General features: G+C 28.6%; 24 protein-coding genes. 4 read left to right on the plus strand and 20 right to left on the minus strand.

Features of this window, described 5'->3' with window-relative positions; genetic code table 11:
* Positions 1–225: 225 nt before the first annotated feature.
* The 8 genes from rny to I2E98_RS03445 all read right to left on the minus strand — a co-directional run bounded on the left by rny (position 226) and on the right by I2E98_RS03445 (position 9,609).
* Positions 226–1,752, minus strand: coding sequence for a ribonuclease Y (rny, locus tag I2E98_RS03410; protein ID WP_195467728.1), 1,527 nt, complete (start codon positions 1,750–1,752; stop codon positions 226–228).
* Between the two features lie 281 nt (positions 1,753–2,033).
* Positions 2,034–3,077, minus strand: coding sequence for a recombinase RecA (gene recA / locus I2E98_RS03415; RefSeq protein ID WP_195467564.1), 1,044 nt, complete (start codon positions 3,075–3,077; stop codon positions 2,034–2,036).
* Positions 3,078–3,245: 168 nt separating this feature from the next.
* Positions 3,246–3,833, minus strand: a complete 588-nt coding sequence (pgsA, locus tag I2E98_RS03420) for a CDP-diacylglycerol--glycerol-3-phosphate 3-phosphatidyltransferase (RefSeq protein WP_195467565.1) — start codon at positions 3,831–3,833, stop codon at positions 3,246–3,248.
* Positions 3,817–5,154 carry a 30S ribosomal protein S12 methylthiotransferase RimO gene (gene rimO, locus I2E98_RS03425; RefSeq protein WP_195467566.1) on the minus strand — a complete coding sequence of 446 codons (1,338 nt, stop codon included), beginning with the start codon at positions 5,152–5,154 and terminating at the stop codon, positions 3,817–3,819. The genes pgsA and rimO overlap by 17 nt, the downstream gene beginning before the upstream one ends.
* 73 nt (positions 5,155–5,227) lie before the next feature.
* A complete protein-coding gene (locus tag I2E98_RS03430; RefSeq protein WP_195467567.1) occupies positions 5,228–7,606 on the minus strand; it encodes a DNA translocase FtsK in 2,379 nt (792 codons plus the stop codon).
* Positions 7,607–7,733: 127 nt separating this feature from the next.
* Entirely contained in the window at positions 7,734–8,504 is a 771-nt protein-coding gene (locus tag I2E98_RS03435) for an ATP-dependent Clp protease proteolytic subunit (protein ID WP_207737563.1), read from the minus strand.
* Between the two features lie 54 nt (positions 8,505–8,558).
* Positions 8,559–9,236, minus strand: a complete 678-nt coding sequence (locus tag I2E98_RS03440) for a hypothetical protein (RefSeq protein WP_195467568.1) — start codon at positions 9,234–9,236, stop codon at positions 8,559–8,561.
* 121 nt (positions 9,237–9,357) lie between these two features.
* Positions 9,358–9,609: a ground-like protein gene (locus I2E98_RS03445; RefSeq protein ID WP_195467569.1), complete on the minus strand. Its 252-nt coding sequence runs from the start codon at positions 9,607–9,609 to the stop codon at positions 9,358–9,360.
* A gap of 152 nt (positions 9,610–9,761) precedes the next feature.
* Here I2E98_RS03445 and I2E98_RS03450 point away from each other — a divergent pair, with 152 nt between their 5' ends.
* On the plus strand, positions 9,762–10,151 hold the full coding sequence (locus I2E98_RS03450) for a PadR family transcriptional regulator (RefSeq protein ID WP_195467570.1): 390 nt from the start codon (positions 9,762–9,764) through the stop codon (positions 10,149–10,151).
* Positions 10,152–10,185: 34 nt separating this feature from the next.
* On the opposite strand, the gene I2E98_RS03455 is transcribed toward I2E98_RS03450, so the two are convergent.
* Positions 10,186–10,791, minus strand: coding sequence for a hypothetical protein (locus I2E98_RS03455; RefSeq protein ID WP_195467571.1), 606 nt, complete (start codon positions 10,789–10,791; stop codon positions 10,186–10,188).
* A gap of 145 nt (positions 10,792–10,936) precedes the next feature.
* On the opposite strand from I2E98_RS03455, the gene I2E98_RS03460 reads away from it, so the two are divergent.
* The gene (locus I2E98_RS03460) at positions 10,937–11,368 is read left to right on the plus strand and encodes a hypothetical protein (RefSeq protein WP_195467572.1); all 432 of its coding nucleotides are present in this window, start codon (positions 10,937–10,939) and stop codon (positions 11,366–11,368) included.
* A 23-nt stretch (positions 11,369–11,391) separates the two neighbouring features.
* Here the strand turns inward: I2E98_RS03460 and I2E98_RS03465 are convergent, their stop codons facing one another.
* Positions 11,392–12,408, minus strand: a complete 1,017-nt coding sequence (locus I2E98_RS03465) for a hypothetical protein (protein ID WP_195467573.1) — start codon at positions 12,406–12,408, stop codon at positions 11,392–11,394.
* A gap of 302 nt (positions 12,409–12,710) precedes the next feature.
* Between I2E98_RS03465 and I2E98_RS03470 the strand changes: the two genes are divergently transcribed.
* Together I2E98_RS03470 and I2E98_RS03475 are read left to right on the plus strand one after the other, a co-directional pair.
* Positions 12,711–12,968, plus strand: a complete 258-nt coding sequence (locus tag I2E98_RS03470; protein WP_195467574.1) for a hypothetical protein — start codon at positions 12,711–12,713, stop codon at positions 12,966–12,968.
* Between the two features lie 2 nt (positions 12,969–12,970).
* A complete protein-coding gene (locus tag I2E98_RS03475) occupies positions 12,971–13,531 on the plus strand; it encodes a tyrosine-type recombinase/integrase (protein WP_195467575.1) in 561 nt (186 codons plus the stop codon).
* A 104-nt stretch (positions 13,532–13,635) separates the two neighbouring features.
* Here I2E98_RS03475 and I2E98_RS03480 read toward each other — a convergent pair whose 3' ends face one another.
* From I2E98_RS03480 to xdhB, 10 genes are all read right to left on the minus strand, one after another.
* A complete protein-coding gene (locus I2E98_RS03480) occupies positions 13,636–13,884 on the minus strand; it encodes a spore coat protein (RefSeq protein WP_195467576.1) in 249 nt (82 codons plus the stop codon).
* A 12-nt stretch (positions 13,885–13,896) separates the two neighbouring features.
* Positions 13,897–14,082: a hypothetical protein gene (locus tag I2E98_RS03485; RefSeq protein WP_195467577.1), complete on the minus strand. Its 186-nt coding sequence runs from the start codon at positions 14,080–14,082 to the stop codon at positions 13,897–13,899.
* A 38-nt stretch (positions 14,083–14,120) separates the two neighbouring features.
* The gene (locus I2E98_RS03490; protein ID WP_195467578.1) at positions 14,121–14,792 is read right to left on the minus strand and encodes a manganese catalase family protein; all 672 of its coding nucleotides are present in this window, start codon (positions 14,790–14,792) and stop codon (positions 14,121–14,123) included.
* A gap of 164 nt (positions 14,793–14,956) precedes the next feature.
* Complete coding sequence (locus I2E98_RS16280) at positions 14,957–15,886, minus strand: molybdopterin cofactor-binding domain-containing protein (protein ID WP_195467579.1); 930 nt, start codon at positions 15,884–15,886, stop codon at positions 14,957–14,959.
* Between the two features lie 12 nt (positions 15,887–15,898).
* Entirely contained in the window at positions 15,899–17,140 is a 1,242-nt protein-coding gene (locus I2E98_RS16285) for a molybdopterin cofactor-binding domain-containing protein (protein WP_195467580.1), read from the minus strand.
* 25 nt (positions 17,141–17,165) lie between these two features.
* Entirely contained in the window at positions 17,166–17,642 is a 477-nt protein-coding gene (locus I2E98_RS03505) for a (2Fe-2S)-binding protein (RefSeq protein ID WP_195467581.1), read from the minus strand.
* Positions 17,635–18,483 (minus strand): FAD binding domain-containing protein, encoded by an 849-nt coding sequence (locus I2E98_RS03510; protein WP_195467582.1) that lies wholly within the window; start codon positions 18,481–18,483, stop codon positions 17,635–17,637. Before I2E98_RS03510 ends, I2E98_RS03505 begins: the two co-directional genes overlap by 8 nt.
* Before the next feature lie 51 nt (positions 18,484–18,534).
* The gene (gene guaD / locus I2E98_RS03515; RefSeq protein WP_195467583.1) at positions 18,535–19,815 is read right to left on the minus strand and encodes a guanine deaminase; all 1,281 of its coding nucleotides are present in this window, start codon (positions 19,813–19,815) and stop codon (positions 18,535–18,537) included.
* 28 nt (positions 19,816–19,843) lie between these two features.
* The gene (gene xdhC / locus I2E98_RS03520) at positions 19,844–20,320 is read right to left on the minus strand and encodes a xanthine dehydrogenase subunit XdhC (protein ID WP_195467584.1); all 477 of its coding nucleotides are present in this window, start codon (positions 20,318–20,320) and stop codon (positions 19,844–19,846) included.
* 1 nt (position 20,321) lies between these two features.
* The gene (xdhB, locus tag I2E98_RS03525; protein ID WP_195467585.1) at positions 20,322–21,194 is read right to left on the minus strand and encodes a xanthine dehydrogenase subunit XdhB; all 873 of its coding nucleotides are present in this window, start codon (positions 21,192–21,194) and stop codon (positions 20,322–20,324) included.
* Between the last annotated feature and the right edge of the window lie 4 nt (positions 21,195–21,198).

The following is a 21,198-nucleotide window of genomic DNA, read 5'->3' on the forward strand; positions in this document are numbered from 1 at the left end:
TATGGTATTTACAGTTATATTTCGTATGTGATAAACTATTGTTATCCATTATATGGATCCTCCTTTTGTCTATTAAATTTGGCTGCGAACCTTTTTTAATTATTGACAAAAGGAGTTTTTTTATATACTCAACGCTTAAGCTAATCTGAACATACCTGCACAGCAGGTAGTATTCATTTATACAAAAAAAATACATTTTGTAATTGTACAAAATGTATTTTTTATTTATTTAGCAAAATCCACAGCTCTTATTTCTCTTATTACATTAATCTTAATTTGCCCTGGATACTCTAATTGTTCTTCAACACTTTTAGCTAAATCACGAGCTAATTCAATAGAACCAGCATCGTCTAATTGTTCTGGTTTAACCATGATTCTAATTTCTCTTCCAGCTTGAATGGCATATGACTTATCTACGCCCTCATAAGAATTTGCAATTTCTTCAAGTTTCTCTAATCTCTTAATATAAGCTTCTAGCGTTTCTCTTCTTGCACCAGGTCTAGCTGCTGATATTGCATCAGCTGCTTGAACTAAAACAGCTTCTAAAGACATCATTTCAACATCACCATGGTGTGCTGCAATAGCATTAACAACTAAAGGTGATTCATGATACTTTTTAGCAAAATCCCCACCAATTAAAGCATGAGGTCCTTCTTGTTCTTGGTCTATTGCCTTACCAATGTCATGCAACAATCCAGCTCTTTTAGCTAAATTTACATCAAGACCTAATTCTGAAGCCATTACGCTTGCTAAGTATGCAACTTCTATTGAATGTTTTAACACATTTTGACCATAGCTAGTTCTATACTTTAATCTTCCTAAAAGTCTTATAATTTCAGGATGTAAACCATGTACACCTGTTTCTAAAGTCGCTTGTTCGCCTTCTTCTTTAATATCATTTTCAACATCTTTTTTGGCTCTTTCAACCATTTCCTCAATTCTAGCTGGATGTATTCTTCCATCTACAATCAATTTTTCAAGTGCTATTCTAGCTACTTCTCTTCTTATAGGATCGAAACTAGATAAAATAACTGCTTCTGGAGTATCATCAATTATTAAATCTACTCCTGTTAATGTTTCGAGTGTTCTTATGTTTCTACCTTCTCTTCCAATAATTCTGCCTTTCATTTCATCATTTGGTAATGCAACCACATGAACTGTTGATTCAGATACATGATCAGCTGCACATCTTTGAATTGCAGTAGTTATAATTTCTCTAGACTTTTTATCAGCCTCTTCTTTAGCTTTTGATTCAATTTCTTTAATCAATAAAGCTGCATCATGAGAAACTTCCTTTCTAACTTCTCCCAGAAGAATTTCTTTAGCTTCTTCTGATGTTAAATTTGAAATTCTCTCTAATTCTTCTCTTCTTTTTGCATATAACTGCTGAACATTTTCTTCCATTTGATCAATTTCTTGCAATCTCTTATTGATAGTTTCTTCTTTCTTTTCTAAAAGATCACTCTTTTTGTCTAAAGATTCTTCTCTTTGAAGAATTCTTCTTTCAAGCCTTTGAATTTCATTTCTTCTCTCACGAGAATCTCTGTCTAAATCATTTCTTAGTCTGTGAACCTCTTCTTTAGCCTCTAAAATAGCTTCCTTTTTAGTCGCTTCAGCTTCTCTTTTAGCTTTTTCCACTAAATCATCAGCTTCTTTTTCTAAAAATAAAACTTTCTTTTGTGTGGCTTTTTGTATAGCTTTGTATACGATAAAACCGAATACTACTAATAATAAAATATCAACCAATATCATTGGTAATATATTATTCAAATTAACACCTCCTCGCATAAATCTCTATTTATATTTGAATAGAGAACGTCTAGGTGCCATATTATTCTCACTGTCCCTATGAATATGATAAACCAGTATTTGTTATTATTTTACCTTAAAAACAAAATTATGTCAAGATTAGTTGATTGTTATATACCTATAAGAAATTATAGGTATACACTTCTTTTTTTAGTATTCCCTATTTAAATAGATATATTAAAGGACTATATAATTAATATTAATTATATAGTCCTTTTAATTACTTATTTATTTTCTTTTTTATCTATTTTTTTACTTTTATCTTCCATTAACGGTAATTCATATTTTGCTCTTATCTTATTTTCAATTTCTAATGCAATTTCTGGATTCTCTTTTAAATATTGCTTAGCGTTTTCTCTACCTTGCCCTAATCTTATTTCTCCATAAGAGAACCAAGCACCACTCTTTTGAACAATATTTTCTTTAACACCAACATCAACAATATTTCCTGTTCTAGAAATACCCTCATTATACATTATGTCAAATTCAGCTTGTTTAAATGGAGGAGCAACTTTATTTTTCATTATCTTAACTCTTGTTCTGTTACCAACAATTTCGTCACCTTGCTTTATTGAATCTATTCTTCTTACATCCATTCTTATACTTGAATAGAATTTAAGTGCTCTTCCTCCTGTAGTTGTTTCCGGATTTCCAAACATAACTCCAACTTTTTCTCTTAATTGATTTATAAAAATAACTACACATTTAGACTTATTAATTGTACCAGTTAATTTTCTTAACGCTTGAGACATTAATCTAGCTTGTAATCCAACGTGAGAATCTCCCATTTCACCTTCTATTTCAGCTCTTGGAACTAAGGCTGCAACGGAGTCAACTACAAGAACATCTATAGCTCCAGATCTAACTAAGGCTTCTGCAATTTCAAGACCTTGTTCTCCTGTATCTGGTTGAGATACTATAAGATTTTCTGTATCTACTCCTACATTTCTTGCATAACTTGGATCTAAAGCATGCTCAGCATCTACGAAAGCTACTGCTCCCCCTAATTTTTGAGCTTCTGCAGCTACATGTAATGCAACTGTTGTTTTACCTGAACTTTCCGGTCCATAAATTTCTATTATTCTTCCTCTTGGAACTCCACCTATTCCTAAAGCTATATCTAAATCAAGACAACCAGTTGAAATTGAATCTATATTCAAAGTACTGTGCTCACCTAACTTCATTATAGAACCTTTACCAAATTGCTTCTCAATTTGACTCATTGCATTCTCAATTGCTTTTAACTTATTTTCATCTATATTTGCCATAAAATAACCACCCTTTCATGAACATTTGTTCTTCTATGACTAAATTATAATTTATATTTAATTTATAGTCAACATTTATTATATTTTTTATACATTAAAAGTTCCTACTATAAAATATAGAAGGAACCTTTTTTAAAAATTATATCCACTTTAGCTATTATTAAACATCTATTTCATAGAAATTACATGTCTATTCTTTACAAAATAATCAATTCCTGAAATTATTGTTATTAAAACAGCTATAAACATTATAGTTTCTGGTACATACGTAAAGAAACCACTTAGGAAGCTATTATTATTTACAAAACTTATTGCATTTGCAGATGTATTAATATTTACCTTTAATAATAATATTATTATTGCTATCATCTGTGTTACTGTTTTAATTTTCCCCCACCAACTAGCAGCAATAACTATACCATCAGACGCAGCTAATGTTCTTAATCCTGAAACTGCAAATTCTCTTGCTAAAATTACAACTACAGCCCAACCTGGCACTAACTTTAGTTCAACTAAAGAAACTAATGCTGCTGTTACTAATAGCTTATCTGCTAATGGATCCATAAATTTCCCAAAATTAGTTATTTGATTTCTACTTCTAGCTATATACCCATCTAATTGATCAGTTAGCGATGCTATAATAAATATAACAGTTGCTATTATTGATCCATAAGGAATATCTTTTACTGTTATAAAAACCAAGAAGACAGGTACTAAAAAGATTCTAATCATTGTCAATTTATTTGCTAAATTCATCTAAAACCTCTCCCATTAAATCGTACTCCATAACATCATGAATCTTAACTTTTACTATATCACCTAAATTTAATGATTTTTCTTTTTTTATGTAAATAAGACCATCAATCTCAGGCGCCATCTCATAGCTTCTTCCAATGTAATATTCTCCACTATTTCCATCTATAATAGTATCATAAATATTTCCTATTTTCAATTTATTTTGAGCCTTAACTACCTCTCTTTGAATTGCCATAAGTTTCTTTTGACGTTGAATCTTAACCTCTTCATCAATTTGACAATCCATTTTAGCAGCTGGAGTATCTTCTTCTTGAGAATATGCAAACACTCCAACATTTTCTAGTTTATAATCCTTTAAGAAATTCTCTAACTCTTCAAAATTTTCCTCTGTCTCACCAGGGAACCCAACGATTAAAGATGTTCTTAAAGCTATTCCAGGAACTTTGCTTCTTAAAGTATCAATTTTACTAATAATAGCATCTTTATTAGTTCTTCTTCCCATTTTCTTTAAAACATCGCTACTTATATGTTGAATTGGTAAATCTAAATATTTAACAACTTTTTCATTTCTAGCAATTTCTTCAATTAATTCATCTGTAATTTCTTCTGGATAACAATATAATAATCTTATCCATTCAACCCCATCTATCTTAGATATTTTAGATATTAAATCATGAAGCATTCTTTTACCATAAATATCCACTCCGTAATCAGTTAAATCTTGGGCAATTAAAATTATTTCCTTAACTCCATTATTAACTAACATATTTACTTCATCTAAAATATTTTTTTCTAATCTACTTCTAAACTTTCCTCTAATTTTAGGAATTATGCAGTAAGTGCAGAAATTATTACATCCTTCAGCAATTCTAACATATGCAGTATGCTGCTTAGTTGTTAGCAATCTAATTCCTTCATTAATCCCCTCATCACTATAGGTCGCTGATGAAATTCTTTTTTGATCCTTTATAAAGTCTAATATTAATCTGTGTAATTTCATATAATCATTAACACCCATTAATATATCTATTTCAGGAATTAAATCTAATAGTTCATCTCCATATCTTTGAGTTAAGCATCCTGTAGCAATTAACATTTTACATTTATATTTATTTTTATATTCTGCCATTTCTAAAATTGTATCAATAGATTCTTGTTTAGCACTTTCTATGAATCCACATGTATTAACAATAATTATGTCTGCTTTCTTTGCATCATTAGTTATCTCATAATGTTTGTTTATTGACCCCAATATTAATTCTGAATCAACTCTATTTTTATCGCATCCTAAGCTGACCATTCCAACTTTATATTTTTCCAAAATAATTTCCTCCTAAGTTCAAATAATAATATTTATTGTAATTTAACTATCTTATATTTACAAGTGTTTTATACTATTGACTATCATACATATCTTCTTTTTCAATTAATACTTGTCTTGGTTTACTTCCATCCTTTTCAGAAATCACACCACGTTCTTCCAACTCATCCATTATTCTAGATGCCCTATTAAATCCGACTCTTAATTTTCTTTGTATAAAAGACGTTGAAGCTTGTTGATATTCTACAACTATTTTCATAGCCTCTTCTAATAACTCATCACCTTCATTAGTCACTATAGATTCAGTACTTACTTCATTATTTATATGATTTAATATATCTTCCGAATAATCAATATCTTCATCAGATTGCTTTATAAAGTCAACTACATTTTCAACTTCTTCTTCAGAAATAAATGCACCTTGAACTCTAACAGGTTTATTCTCGCCTATAGGATAATATAGCATATCCCCTCTGCCAAGAAGTTTTTCAGCTCCAACCTGATCTAGTATAGTTCTTGAGTCTGTTCCAGATGAAACAGCAAAAGAAACTCTAGAAGGTATATTAGCCTTTATTACTCCTGTTATTACATCTACAGATGGTCTTTGTGTAGCTATAATCAAGTGCATCCCTGCCGCTCTAGCCATTTGTGCTAACCTACAAATATAATCTTCTACATCATTAGGACATGCCATCATCAAATCTGCAAGTTCATCTACAATTACTACTATATAAGGTAATTTTTCTTGTATTTCCCCTTTATCAAAAAGATTATTATATGATTCTATATTTTTCACCTTCATTTGAGAGAATAAATTATATCGTTTGTTCATCTCATTAACTGCCCAATTAAGAGCTCCTGCAGCCTTTTTAGGATCTGTTACAACAGGGATTAATAAATGTGGTATTCCATTATAAACACTCAACTCAACAACTTTAGGATCAACCATAAGAAGCTTAACTTGATCTGGAGAGTACTTATATAATAAACTTATTATAAGGGAGTTTATACAAACAGATTTTCCTGAACCAGTGGCTCCTGCAATTAACATATGTGGCATTTTACTCAAATCACCGACTATACATTTTCCAGTAATGTCTTTCCCTAATGCAAAAGCTAAATTTTTATTAGTACTTGTAAACTCTTTAGAATCAAGAACTTCCCTTAGAAATACAGGTGACTGCTTTTTATTAGGTACTTCAATACCAATAGCTGCTTTTCCTGGAATCGGCGCCTCCATTCTAACTCCATTTGCCGCTAACCCCAAAGCGATATCATCTTGTAAGTTAACTATTTTGGATACTTTTACCCCCGGACTTGGTTGCAGTTCAAATCTAGTAACAGAGGGTCCTTTAGTAACTTGGACTACTTTAGCCTCTACTCCAAAGTTAGAAAGAGTTTCTTCTAATTTATTTGCATTTTCAATTAAATCTTTTTTATCTTCATTTTTTAATTTAAGTTTAGAGTTTACATTTAGTAAATCCATAGTAGGGAATAAGTAATCTTTTTTAACTGTTTCACCTACTTCATTTATCGAATGTTCTATCTCCTTACTTACAACTTCTTTATCTGCATGAGATAAATTTTTACTATGTCTTCTTGAGCTACTCACACTATCAGACATATTATTTCGTTCGTAAACTTCAGTATTCTCCAAATTAAAATTTTGAAGGGGATTCATATCTTGTAACTCTGAGTTTTTCATGAAATCAAGTATTTGTATTTTATTATTTATCCCTTTTATAAATTCATCCTCTTCATTCTTTCCATCAGGAACTATAACTTCAATAGTATCATTATTAATATTTTTTTCTTTTCTTTTTCTAACTTTCTCTTTTTTAACTTCATTTTTAGAAAAACCAATTCCTATAAATGCAGTTATCATCTTCTTTCCCTTTACATATATATCATATAAAGTTATATCCATTAACAATATCATTCCTATTAAAAATAAAGTACTATATAATATATAACTTCCTATATAACCTATTAACTTTGATAATGGATATGCAATCAGAAAACCAAAAAATCCACCATGAAGAGAATAATTATTTGAAAAATGCATTTTTTTAATCATTTCTAAAAAACTTTCATTGTTATATGCAGAACCGCTGGCAAACTGAATTGACATCGTACTACAAAATAACCAAATAACTATAGCAATTACTGTAATACTAAAAAATCTCCTAGAGTATTTTATCGTCCCCTTAGACCTTATTGTATCTATGCCAAAATAAACAAGGTATACAGGCACAAGATATACTATAATACCAAACATATTATACATTGTTTTTCTAGATATTACTGATAAAACTCCAGCTAGATCTGTATAAGTTGAAAATGCTAGTAATATTCCTATTGCAATATATAATACTGCTTTAACATCCCCTTTCTTCTCATCAGATTCATTACCTTTCTTTTTTATATTCCTTTTTTTACTCCCTGTTCCCATTAAATCACCTCTATATTAAAAAAACATCATTTTTAGCAAATTTTATTATATTATAGCTTATAAATATTTTAAACACATTTTAAATAAAAAAGAAACTCCTTAATCGGAATTTCTTTTTTATTTTACTTTATTTATCCTTTTCTTGATTATTTCTTATAAGTTCATCTAATTTATCTAAAGCATCCTTTATTCCACCAACATTATCTATTAACCCACATTCTACTGCCTGTTCTCCAATTAAAATAGTTCCCATATCATTTAATAACTCATCTGATTTTAACATCATTCTTTCTAATTCATCCTTATCTATTTTAGATGTTCTAACAATAAAGTTATTTATACGTTCTTGCATCTTCTTAAAATAATGGAATGTTTGCGCTACTCCAATTACAAAACCATTCATTCTAACAGGATGAACTATCATAGTTGCTGATGGAGTAATAAATGAATAATCTGCTGAAGTAGCTAAAGGAACTCCTATAGAATGCCCACCACCAATTACAATAGAAACTGTCGGTTTTGATAAAGAACATATCATTTCTGCAATAGCCAAACCTGCCTCAACATCCCCACCTACTGTATTTAATACAATTAATATTCCTTTTACTTTATCATTTTGCTCCATAGAAATTAATTGTGGGATTATATGTTCATATTTTGTAGCTTTAGTTTGTGGTGGTAAAACTACATGACCTTCAATTTGACCAATTATCGGCAAAATTTGAATACTTTGATCCGGTCCTGACATATTACTAGTTCCTAATTCTTTTATTTCAGAAACCTTTGCTTGTTCCTTTTTTAATTTTTCTTCATCATTGTTCTCTGTTTTTTCTTCTGCATTTATATTTTCACATTTTAACTCTTGATAAATATTTTTTTCATAAGTTTGTTCATTCATATTATTTTCCTCCGTATATAACATTTAATTTCAATACATACTTTTTAATATATATTAGCCTCTAATATCTAAAACAACTGCATAAAGTATTTTTCCATTTTTATATGTACCTTCAACTCCAACTACTATTTTCTTATCTAATTGCGGAACTTTTATAGTACCTCTTTTCATTTCCAACTCTTTAATTTCATCACCCCAAATATAAGCTCTAACTTTAATAGGTTTCTCGCTAAATTCAAAATTTATTACTTCTCCAGCCCTAACTTTCAAAGAAGGTTTTTTCAAAAGTATTTGATAATCATCAAAATTAGTTTTATCAAGTTCACTTTCAGTATTATCATCTTCTATAACAAAGTGATATGAACATAAATATTTAGCTGAATGTTTCCCTCTCAACCTCACTATTAATGATGGTATATATTCATTTTCTTTGCTCTTTTTAGCTTCACTTTTTTTCTTTGCATTTTCATCATTTTTTTCTACATTTTCAGTTTCACCTAACTCTTCTCTCTTTTCCTGCTCTTTCTTTCTAATTTCTTCTAACCTTTGTTGATCTATTTGCCTCCTTTCCTCTTTTAATTCCTTTTTTAACTCTTCTAAAGTTTTGTATGGCTCATTCTCTATCTCTTCATTCTGTTCTGTACTTTCATTTGGTTCTGCATATGCCATATTACAATTTAAGGTTATTAGCATAATTAATATTAAGTTAAATAGAAATATATTTTTTCGCATCTAACAACACCTCTAGAGTTTCTTTCTAAAATAGTTTCTCCATAATCCTATAAATAAATTTATGATTAATAAAAAAGTGCACCAAAAATTTGATACACTTTTTGGTACACTAAGCTATAAATTACCAGCAACCGCCACCGAAGAATAATAATAAAATTATCCACCAAGCCCAGCCACCGCAGCCGCCACCAAAGCCGCCACAATTGCCAAAGCCACCGCAATTACCAAAGCCACCACAATTACCGAAACCTCCACAGCCACCGCAATTATTAAAACCTCCACAACCGAAATTATTACAATTGCAAGGATTACAACAAGTACAGCAACAATTGTTTTGGCAGCAATTGTTTCTTCTACAACACTTCTTTGACATGTTTCCCATCTCCTATCATTGGTACTTTAATATATAGTATTCAATTTTACTTTTTTATGTTCACTAATCTAAATATAATTCTTTATAATTAGACATCATTTATTTTTTTTGTTATTATAATCATATATGGTAATCTAAGGAGTGATACATGTATGAATGCCAATAGAAATAGACTTATAGCGCCTAGAAATGTTGTAAACACAAAAATGTTATATTCATTTTATATATTAAAGGAATTATCAAAAGGAGAAGTTATATTTGGTAATAAAGTATTAGAAGCATTTAAAGATGTGTTTCAAAATTCAAACTTACCTTTTCCAGTATCATCAAGTACAATTTATGAAACTTTATATGATCTTGAAAGTAAGGGCTATGTAATAAGCAAATGGACAGGCGATGATTTTTTAAACAAACGAAGCAAAAAGATTTATTCTATTACTGACGATGGTGTTTATTATTATAAACATCATATAGCAGATTACATAGATAATTTAAAAAAGACTAAAAACACTTTAGATTTAATGATTGAAATGTTAAAATAAAGCAAAAGATGATGAGTAATATCCATCATCTTTTTTATTCATGTTCTATATTGCAAATTTCATCTAAAGATTTAAGAATATTTCTATATCCCTCTTTCATTAAACAATCGCTATATAATTCTTTATAACTAATATCATCAATATTTTTAGATAAAATTTTAAGATAATTATCTCCATAAATCTTTTCTAATACATTCTTATAGGAATTTCGCACAGCAATATTATCTGGCGAACCGCTCTTCCAATAGAATTCTACCATTTTAGAGCATTCTTCTAAAACACCATATAGCTGGTAGATATAGCTTAATTCTTTTAAAGAATAATCACTACATAAAGAAGCAACTATTTTATGATACTCTTTATAAATAGGTATGGAACTATAAAATCGATACTTTTCCTCCTTTTGCAAATATCTTATGCTTTGATAAATTGCGTTGCAAAAATCTAGTCTAATAATATTTGCATTAATATATTTTTCCTGACATTTACACTGCTGTTGATAGTTTAAATTTTCTTTTTGGATTCTTTTTTGTTCATTCAAAGAAAATTTACTTACAAACCAGCTACAAATAGCTCCAATTACCGAGCCTAATACTAATCCTCCAGCTGATATTAAAGCAGTAACAAGTGCAATAGGCAAAAAAACTCACTCCTTACTCATAATATTAATATTAGTATTATCATTATCAAATAAAATATTATTTTTATAATTTTAATATTTTATATCTATTTTTAAATTTTTGCATAATATATTTATTAATAATAATTTTATAGGAGAGAATATATTGTCATTTGCAATGAATAATTATATTAAGTCATCATATATAAAAAAGATTTCCCTAGAAAAATGTATTAAAAACAATAATAAATTAATCCTTTATTTTCTACCTAAAGATTATGAACACTTAAACTTTTCAATGATAATTATTAAAAATACTAAAAATAGAGAGGAGTTTATTTGCCCATTCACAAAAGAACTCCCAAATACAATAACACTTGATCTAAGCCCTCTTTGTTCTTACTTTACAGATTACGAAGGCTCTATTTTTATAAATACTCAAAATAAAATAAATGATACAATATTAATTCCTATACTACCAGAAAAAAGCATAATAAATTTTGAAAATAATTCAAATAGTACAAGTTTTAAATGGTTTATAAGAATTTTAGATAACGGTGAACTACGTCTATCTAGTATAGTTAATAAAAAACACTAGGGTAACTCCCTAGCGTTTTTTTATTAACTCTTCTTTGTATTTGATTGGTTCAAAGTTAACTTTAATTCATATAATTCATCTTTTAATTTACTAATGATATTATTTGCTTCTTTTAACTCTCTAGCATTTATTTCCTCACATTCTCTTAAAGCTTGATTTTTTTCATTATTAAGCCTTGCTATTTCATCAGCTTTTTCAAGTAAAATCTCTTGTATTTTATTATTTAACTGGTTGCTATACACTTTATATTCATTCTTTTCTTTTCTCAGATCCGAAATTTCAGCAATATATCTTTCATTATCACTCTTTAGATATTCAAATCTCTGGAACTCTATTTTAGCCTCGGTTAACTGCGACTCTAATAATTTTATTTTTTCTCTTAGTTCACTATTTTCTTCCTTAACAGCTTTATCCTCTTTAGATATATCAGAAAGTGATGCTATATGTAATTGCAGGTTTTCAATAACTTTAGACTTTTCATTCAACTCTTTTTCAACAGTAGTTAACGCTAAGTTAACTCTAGTAAAGCTTTCTTTTGTTTCTTCCAGTTCCTTGCCTTTATTTCTAGTTTCTATTTCATTTTCTTTTATTTTTTTATTTAAAGAACTATTTTCCTCTTGCAACAAGGCTATAACTCTATCCTTTTTCTTTATTTCTCCCTTCATTTTTTCTGTACATTTATCTTCTATATATGTAGCCATCTCTAAAGAGTTTACAAAGCATCCCTTTATAGACTCCATAAGAAAATTAAATCTGTCAATTTCTCCTTTTCTATCTGCAAATTTATCGTTACTTTCAAGCTTAAAAATCTCATATTGATTTAACAATGCTACTACCATACTTTCTGCATCATCAAAGTTTGCTTGAAGTGAATTTAATCTTTCTTTTGTAGATTTTTTTAGCTTTAATCCCTTAGTCTCTATCTTATCTCTATTTTCCTGAGGCAAATCAAAAGAATTTACTTCGTTCTCTAAAGCTTTTTCACTACTATTTTCAGCTATTATTTCTTGATTTTCATTTATTTTATCATTATTTTTCATATTCTTAAAACCTCTTTCATTTTAAACCCAGTTAACTAAAGTTAACTTAGTTAACTTTAGTTAACTTAATAATGCAATTATAACATATAAAAAGTTCAAATTCTATAAAAAAAAGCAATATTACTTTTTTTAAAAAACTGCGCACATTCCCGAATGTGCGCAGTTTTTTACCAAACCCTTGATTTTAAGCCGTTTTACTGATATTATAAATATATAAAAACGCAAAATACGCAGTTTTAAAATATAAAATGCGCAGTTTTATTTTTGGTAAAAATCGATTTGTACGAGAAAGGAAATTTTAAATGAATTTAAATGATGAGATGATAGAGATGATGAAATTCTACGAATTTTATAAACAAATGAAAGCATATGAAAAAAATAATGAGTTTACTGAAAAAACTCAAGAAAATATCATCAAAACAGAGGGAGCAAATAATATTTCTAAAAAAATAGCTCAAAAAACAGAGGGAGCAATTTTAAATGATAAAAAATTATATAAAAATGATGAAAATATAAAAGAAGAGGGTAAAAAAAAAATTATAAAGCCACAAGACCATTAGAGGTGGAAGAGTATGAAACTATAATTAAACTATGTAAGGAAGGTTTTACTTATTTAGATAAAAACACAGGGAGAGAAAAAAAGTTTAGACCAAATTCACCTTTAGCTTTTGCATTAGCACTTCAGGCAACATTAGGATTTAGAGCTTCAGATATAGTTAATTTGAAGGTTTCAGATTTTAATAGAAGTAAATTTGCCATTAAGGAAATAAAAACAGGTAAATGGCAAAATAGAGATTTAAATGATGCAATGTATAATAAATTATTAGAATATGCAGTTAATAATAATTTGGATAAAGATGATTTTATTTATCCTAATAAAGTAAGAAATATGCAACAGCAATTAAAAATAATTACTGACTATTTAGGTTATAAAAATATTGGTACTCATTCATTTAGAAAACTTTTTGCGCATACACTATATGAAGAATCAGGACATGATATAGAATTAGTTAGACATGTATTAAATCACTCTGATATAAAAACAACTATGAGATATTTAGGTGTAAGTATGAAGAAGTTAAAAGAAATGAGCAATAAAATAGATTTCTCTTATGCACTATAAAACAGATGGAGCATTCTAAAATTTTTATCTCATACAAAAATACCGTATTATTCAAATATGAATATACGGTATTTTTAATATATTAATATAATTAAATAAAACTATTATCCTTGTGAAAGTTGTTGTTTAACTGTAGCAATTTCAGTAGGTGTTGCTTGTTGAGCAGGTATATAATATCCCTTTTCTTTAGCTATTTTAAAAAGAGCATATTGACGAATCTCATCTTGATCCCTCATAAGCTGAATTGTAGAACGTAATTCTTCATTTTCACATTGAGAGATTATAGTACCATACCCTGATAAACTCGCATTTAAACCAGCTAGATAATCACTTATCATTTCTTTTTCTTGCATACTATTATCCTCCTATTCTAAAAAGAACATTAATTTTTCCTTATTAATTTTTGCATCTTGTGCATCTTTAGCCAACATATTTTTTAAGGTTGGATCAGTGCATTGTTTAGAATAAAACTCTAACTTTTTTTCAATAGTACAATGAGCTCCAATTAAATGACGTAAATTTTGTAATTCAACTTGATTTAAATTTGCCATTATTTATTCCTCCAATATAACAATTTCAATAATTAATATTATCTTCTAGGATTTTCAAATGAAGGTGGTGTTGGATTAGGAGCTTCATGCTTAGGCCCTGGTGTTGATAAATCAAAGTATAATTTAGAATCTTCAGTAACTCCAAAATCTTTATTTGAACCACTCTTTTGCACTTTATTTAAAGCTTCTCTAAATAATGCATTATGTGCCTCTTCTCTATTAAGTAAAAAATCTATAGTTGCTCTAACTTCTTTATCTTCTATTTGTCTATAAAGGTATTCATAAACAACTTTTGCTCTTTGTTCAGATGCTATATTTGATAATAAATCTGCAACTAAATCGCCAGTAACAGTTACATAATCAGCAGTCCAAGGAGCTCCTGATGAATTTATAAGTACTGGTGATAATCCACATTGTACATGAGTTTGAATTTCACCATTGCAAACTTCATCATTATTAACATCATGACCATTTAATAAATTAATAGTTTGTGCAACCATTTCCATATGGCTTAATTCTTCAGCTCCGATATCTAAAAATAAATCCTTAATTTCAGGATCCTTTATTCTAAAACTTTGAGAAATATATTGCATTGCTGCTTTAAGCTCACCATTTCCACCACCTAATTGTTCTTGCATTAATACTGCATATTGCGGATTAGGTCTTTCAACCTTTACTTCATGCAATAGTTGCTTTTTATGTTCAAACATTATTTTACCTCCAATCAATTTAATAATTTTATTATTTGAATTTTTAATTGTTAATATTCAAATATTAAATTATTAAAATTTAAAGGAACATATTTTATTTTTTAACCTATATAAAATGGACTATATCTAAATTTATAAGATATAATCCATCTACACATAAACTATCATTTTCTTTTTAAAGCTGCCAATACCTTTTCACAAGTTACTGGCAATTCATAAAATCTAACGCCAATAGCATCATAAATTGCATTTAAAATAGCTGGTGCCGTTGGTAACATTGCTGGTTCACCTAACCCCTTTGCACCAAAAGGTCCAGTAGATTCATTTTCTTCAACAAAATATGATTTTATATTTGGCATATCCATAGAAGTAGGAATAATATAACTAGAGAAATTTGTATTTTTAATTTTCCCTTTATTTAAATTAATTTCTTCCATAAGAGCATATCCCAATCCCATTAAACATCCACCTTCTACTTGCCCTTCTGCTAAAGTAGGATTAATAATTTTCCCCGCATCATTAACTGCTATAATTTCTAATATATCTATCTTACCAGTTTCAGTATCTACTATAACAGTAGCTCTTTGAACTCCAAATGTATATGGCCAATAAGGGTTTCCTTGCCCATCTTTTTCATTAATTTTTGATGTATTTGCTTTAAAATAACCATCTTCACATGTTGAAATATTATTTTTATTCATATCATGAAGTATCTTTTTAATCTCATCTGATGAAGATAGTTTTTTTGTTTTATCAATAACGGTATTAATATTATCTCTTAATTTAGCACAAGCATTTAAAACAGCATTACCAGTATTATAAGTCTGTCTACTAGCAGCAGCAGTTCCTGAGTCCTTCATGTTATTAGTATTTGTATTAATTACTTTAACTAACTTTTCATCTATATTCAAAGTTTTAGTAGCAATTTGCCACATTACACTTTTTCCACCAGAACCTACATCTGATACCTCAACATAAATATTAATGGTTCCATTACTTTCTATTTTAGCTGTTGCTCTTGATTCATCGGGAAATCCATTACCATAACCAGTACCATAAAAAGTTGAGGAATATCCAATACCTTTCTTTTTCATTTCAATTACTCCTTACAAATCAACCCCATCAATAGAAGCTAATTTTTCTATACACTTCTTGACTCCAACACTTTCTTCTAACTTTTGCCCTGTTGCAGTATAGTCTCCACATGTAAAAGCATTAATATTTCTAAATTTTAGAGGATGAATATTAAGCTTTTGTGCTAAGATATCCATTTGAGACTCACAAGCTATTGGAACCTGTGCTGCTCCAAAGCCCCTCATTGCTCCACAAAACGGATTATTAGTATAAACAGCATATGCTTTTATATCTACATTAGGAATTTCATAAGGTCCTGTAGCATGTACCGCTGCCTTTCTTACAACATTAATTCCCCAAGATGCATAAGCTCCAGTATCAGCATATATTCTAGCCTTTAGTGCAGATAATTTTCCATTACTATTAACAGCTGTTTTATAATACATTTTCATTGGATGCCTTTTACTATGAGATATAGTAGATTCTTCTCTTGAATAAATTATCTTAACAGGCTTTTTTGTTAAATAAGAAGCAATAGCTGCATGGCATTGAGGATTTATATCTTCTCTTCCACCAAACGCCCCTCCAATAGACATATTAATAACATTAACTTGCTCTTCCTTTAAATTAAGACATCTAGCAACTTCTTCCCGATCATAATGTGGATATTGTGTTGCAACATATAAATCTAATTCATTATTAATTTTATAATCTGCAATAGCTACTTCTGGTTGCATAAAAGCATGATCAGTCATTTGCGTATAATAATTGTTAACTGTAATAAACTTAGAATTTCTAAAAGCCTCTTCAACATTTCCTTTTTTAATTTCTATATGATATAAAATATTATTTTTATCACCCAATATAGGTGCATCACTTTTCAATGCATCTTCTATTGTAAATATCCCCTTGTACTCTTCATACTCTATATTGACTTTTTCTAAAGCACTTTCTAAGCTTGCTTTATCTTTTGCTATAACTAATACTATACAGTCCCCAATTCTTTTTATAATATCTTTAACTAAAATAGGAATATCTTTAAAAACTACACCATGAGTAATTTCACCTGGTATATCTTTATAATCTATAACATCAATTACACCATCTAGCTTTTTAACTTCATCTATATTTACAGACGTAACTTTTCCATAAGCAATAGAACTTCTCTTAACACCTGCATAAAGCATATTTTCAAATTCTAAATCATCTGGAAAAATTACTTTTCCTAATACTTTTTCATATGCATCTGGTCTTATTACACCTTTACCAACCAATTTTTCACCTCCAAAAGTATTAGAGCTATTTGTTATTTAATTTGTCTTTTGCTAAAATTACAGCTTGTATTATTTTTTTATATCCTGTGCATCTACATAGATTTCCAGATAAAGCTTCTTTAATTTCCTCTTCATCTGCATTTGGTTTTTCATCTAAAAGTGCCTTTGCACTTAATATCATACCAGGAGTACAATAACCACATTGAACAGCTCCAACCTCCATAAAAGCTTCTTGTATTGGATGAAGTTTATCTTTATCTGAAACACCTTCAATTGTTATTACATTTTTTCCATCAGCAGAAGAGGCCAACATTAAGCAAGAATTAATTGCTTTCCCATTAACAATAACTGTACATGCACCGCATTCTCCTTCGCCACAGCCTTCTTTAGTTCCTTTTAACTTTAAATCCTCTCTTATAAAATCAATTAGTCTTGTTGTTGAATCAATATTCTTAGTATAATTTATTCCATTTACATTAATAGAAACCTTAATATTAAACACCTTCAATCTTTAATGCATTATATAAAGCCTGCTTATATACACCCTTAACAGCTTCTTTTTTAAACTCTACAGTATTTCTTCCCTTTATGCTATTATATACTGAATTTTCTAAAATATTTAAAATTTCATTTTCAAATAGAGCTTCCTTTTTTTCATTTATTATAACTCTTTTAACATCTGTAACTTCAAATGGTACTTTGCCTGCTGCACCAACAACTACACTTATATCTTTTACTATATCTTCTTTTAAAGTTAATCCTACAGCTACACTTATTCTAGCTATAGATAAAGAATTTCTTTTTCCAAGCTTATAATAACCACTTATACTATTCTTTTTAGGAATAATGAATTTCGTTATTATTTCTCTTTTCTTTAGATGCTCAATATTGTAGTTTTTAAAATAATCTCTTAAACTAACTTCTCTAACACCATCAATAGATTCTAAAATTATTTTACTATATAAAGACATTAAACAAGGTATAGAGTCTGCTGCTGAAGCACTATTTGCTACATTCCCACCTATAGTAGCAACATTTCTTATATGTGGAGAGCCCATAGTCTTACTACATTCATATAAAGAGTTACATCTATTTTTTATTATTTCACTTTCTTTAAGTTCACTAAAGGTTACCCTAGCCCCAATAGATATACTATCATCATTTTCTTCTATATTTTTTAATTCTTCTATATTACCTATATCTAATAAACTATCTAGTATATATTTATTTTTTCTAATATCAATTATTAAATCCGTACCACCAGCTAATACTTTAATATTTTCTTCACTATTTAATATTTTCTTTGCTTCATCTAAAGTTTTTGGTTTAAATATATCAATCAAAAACTCACCACACTTTATTTTAATAAGAATTTAATTTTAAATTATATAATTCTATAAAATAGGTTCATTTATAAGCTTTCCAGAAACATATCTTTCAATTATATTATTACAATTACCTATATATAATAACTTTTGTAATCTTTCTTCTATTGAAAGATTATTTTCAATCAGTAAATTACTATCATCTATAACTAAAGCATCAAATTCATAATCTTCTTCAAAACTACCAACTTTACCAAAGAATTTTCCTCCACCTTTAGTTGCCAGATAAAATAGTTCTGCTGTTGTTAATTTTTCTTCAACCTTACTACTATTAATCCATCTTAGATTTGATACTTGTGCTGAAGAGGTTATAACTTCTCGCATTGATAACGTATGCCCACCTGATATATCTGAAGCTAATCCAACATTAACTTTTCTTTCAATTAATCTTCTAATTGGAGCTATCCCACTAGATAAATTTAAATTGGATGTTGGGCAATGGGCTACAAATACCCCTTTGTCTCTTAATAGATCTATTTCTGTTTCATTTACTAGTACACAGTGAGCCATTATACTCTTATTTTCCCTTAATAAATTTGCTTTATCATATACTTCAGCATAGTTTCTACATTCAGGATGAAGTTTTTTTACTAATTCTATCTCACCTAAATTTTCACAAAGATGAGATTGTACTGGTATATCATATTTATCTGCTATCTCACCTAATTTTTTTAATAATTCAAAACTACATGTTGGAACAAAGCGTGGAGTTATTATTGGCTTTACTAATTTATACTTATCTTTATACTCCATTACTAATTCTATAGTTTCCAAAATTGATTTATTAGTATCTTCTATTAATTCATCTGGTGATTCTCTATCCATGTTAACTTTTCCAATATATGCACCTAATCCAGATTTATTAAATAAATCTAAAAGTAACTTTGTGCTTTCCTTATGAATTGTATTAAATATACAACATCTAGTAGTACCAACACTCCATATTTTTTTTATTAGCTTCTTATATACATTTTCAGCATATTGTAAATCATTGTATTTTGCTTCTTCAGGAAATGTATATTTATTTAGCCATGGCATTAACTCCTTATCTAAACCTAATCCCATATTAGGGAATTGTGGAGCATGTAAGTGCAAATCAATGAATCCAGGAATAATTAATTTATCTCCATAGTCCTTTATATTAATACATTTATACTTTAATGGCAATTCATTATAAACGCCTTTAACTCTTTCATCTTCTACTACTATTATTCCATTATTTATAACTTCATATTTTCCAAATATTTTTGTATATATTACATTTCCTTTTATGCCATAAAGTTCTTTCAATTTAAATCTCCCCTTAGTCAATATTTAATTATTTTTTCTGCAAAGACTTTTTAGTTGCCTTAAATATTTTTTGGTATCCTGTACATCTACATAAATGTCCTGATAACTCTCTTTTTATTTCTTCATCTGTATATTCTTTTCCACTATTAACTAATGCTGTTGTTGTTAAGACAAGTCCTGGTGTACAAAATCCACATTGAATAGCACCTTCATCTATATAAGCTTGTTGGACCTTACTTAATTTCCCACCTTTTGCTACACCTTCAATAGTTACTATTTTCTTTTTATCTGCCCATATAGCAAGATAAATACAGGAATCTACTGGTACGCCATCTATAAGGACTGTGCAAGCTCCACATTCACCTACAGAACATCCTCTTTTTACTCCAGTTAAAAAAAGTCTATTTCTCAATACATCTAGAAGAGATTCTCTAATATCAACTTCTATGTTATATTCAGTATCATTTACTATAATATTAATCTTTTTCATAATAGAATCATTCATCCTACTTTACCTCACTTTTTATCAAATCATCACTTAATATTCTTTTGATTAAAGTACTTATAAGATGTAATCTATAATCTCTAGAACCCCTCCATGAATTCCTAGGATTAGAATCAATTTTTGCTAATTCAGCAACTTTATTAATAACTTCATTAGTTACACCTTTTCCTATAGCAAAGTTTTCAGCAGTTCTACATCTTATAGGTGTTGGAGCTGCTATACCTAAAGAAACTCTTAAATCTTTAAAAGTATTATCTTCTATCTCATATAAAAGAGCTACTCCTAACATTGATATATCAAGCGCTTTTCTATTGGCAAACTTAATATATTTACCCTTCTTATTTTTGTAATCTTCTTCCTTTATTAAAATTTCAGTTAATATTTCATTTCTTTCAATTTTAACTTTACCTGGTCCATCATAAAACTCAGTAATTTTAACTATACGTTCATTATTTAAACTCTTAAGCTTAAGTTCTGCATTAAGTGAAAATAAAGCTGGTGCACTATCTGCTGAAACTGCTCCATTACACACATTTCCACCTATAGTTGCCATATTTCTTATCTGTGGTCCGCCCATTAATACAGCTGCTTCACTTAATATAGGAATATTATTATTAATTACTTCACTTCTAAAAATATCGGAAAATGTTGAATTTGCTCCTATTGAAATTGTCTTATCCTCTAGAATCTTAATATCTCTTAATGTATCTAAATTCTTTATACTTAAAAGCTCTACATCACTAATTTTACCATGATGTAATTTTATTAATACATCTGTACCTCCACTTATTATCTTTAATTTAGTATTACTATCTAATACTTTTAGTGCTTCATCTAAAGATTTCGGCTCTTTTATTTCCTTTATATCAAACATATAG

Origin of the sequence: Clostridium sp. D43t1_170807_H7 (assembly GCF_015555905.1) — a bacterium.
GTDB lineage: Bacteria > Bacillota > Clostridia > Clostridiales > Clostridiaceae > Clostridium.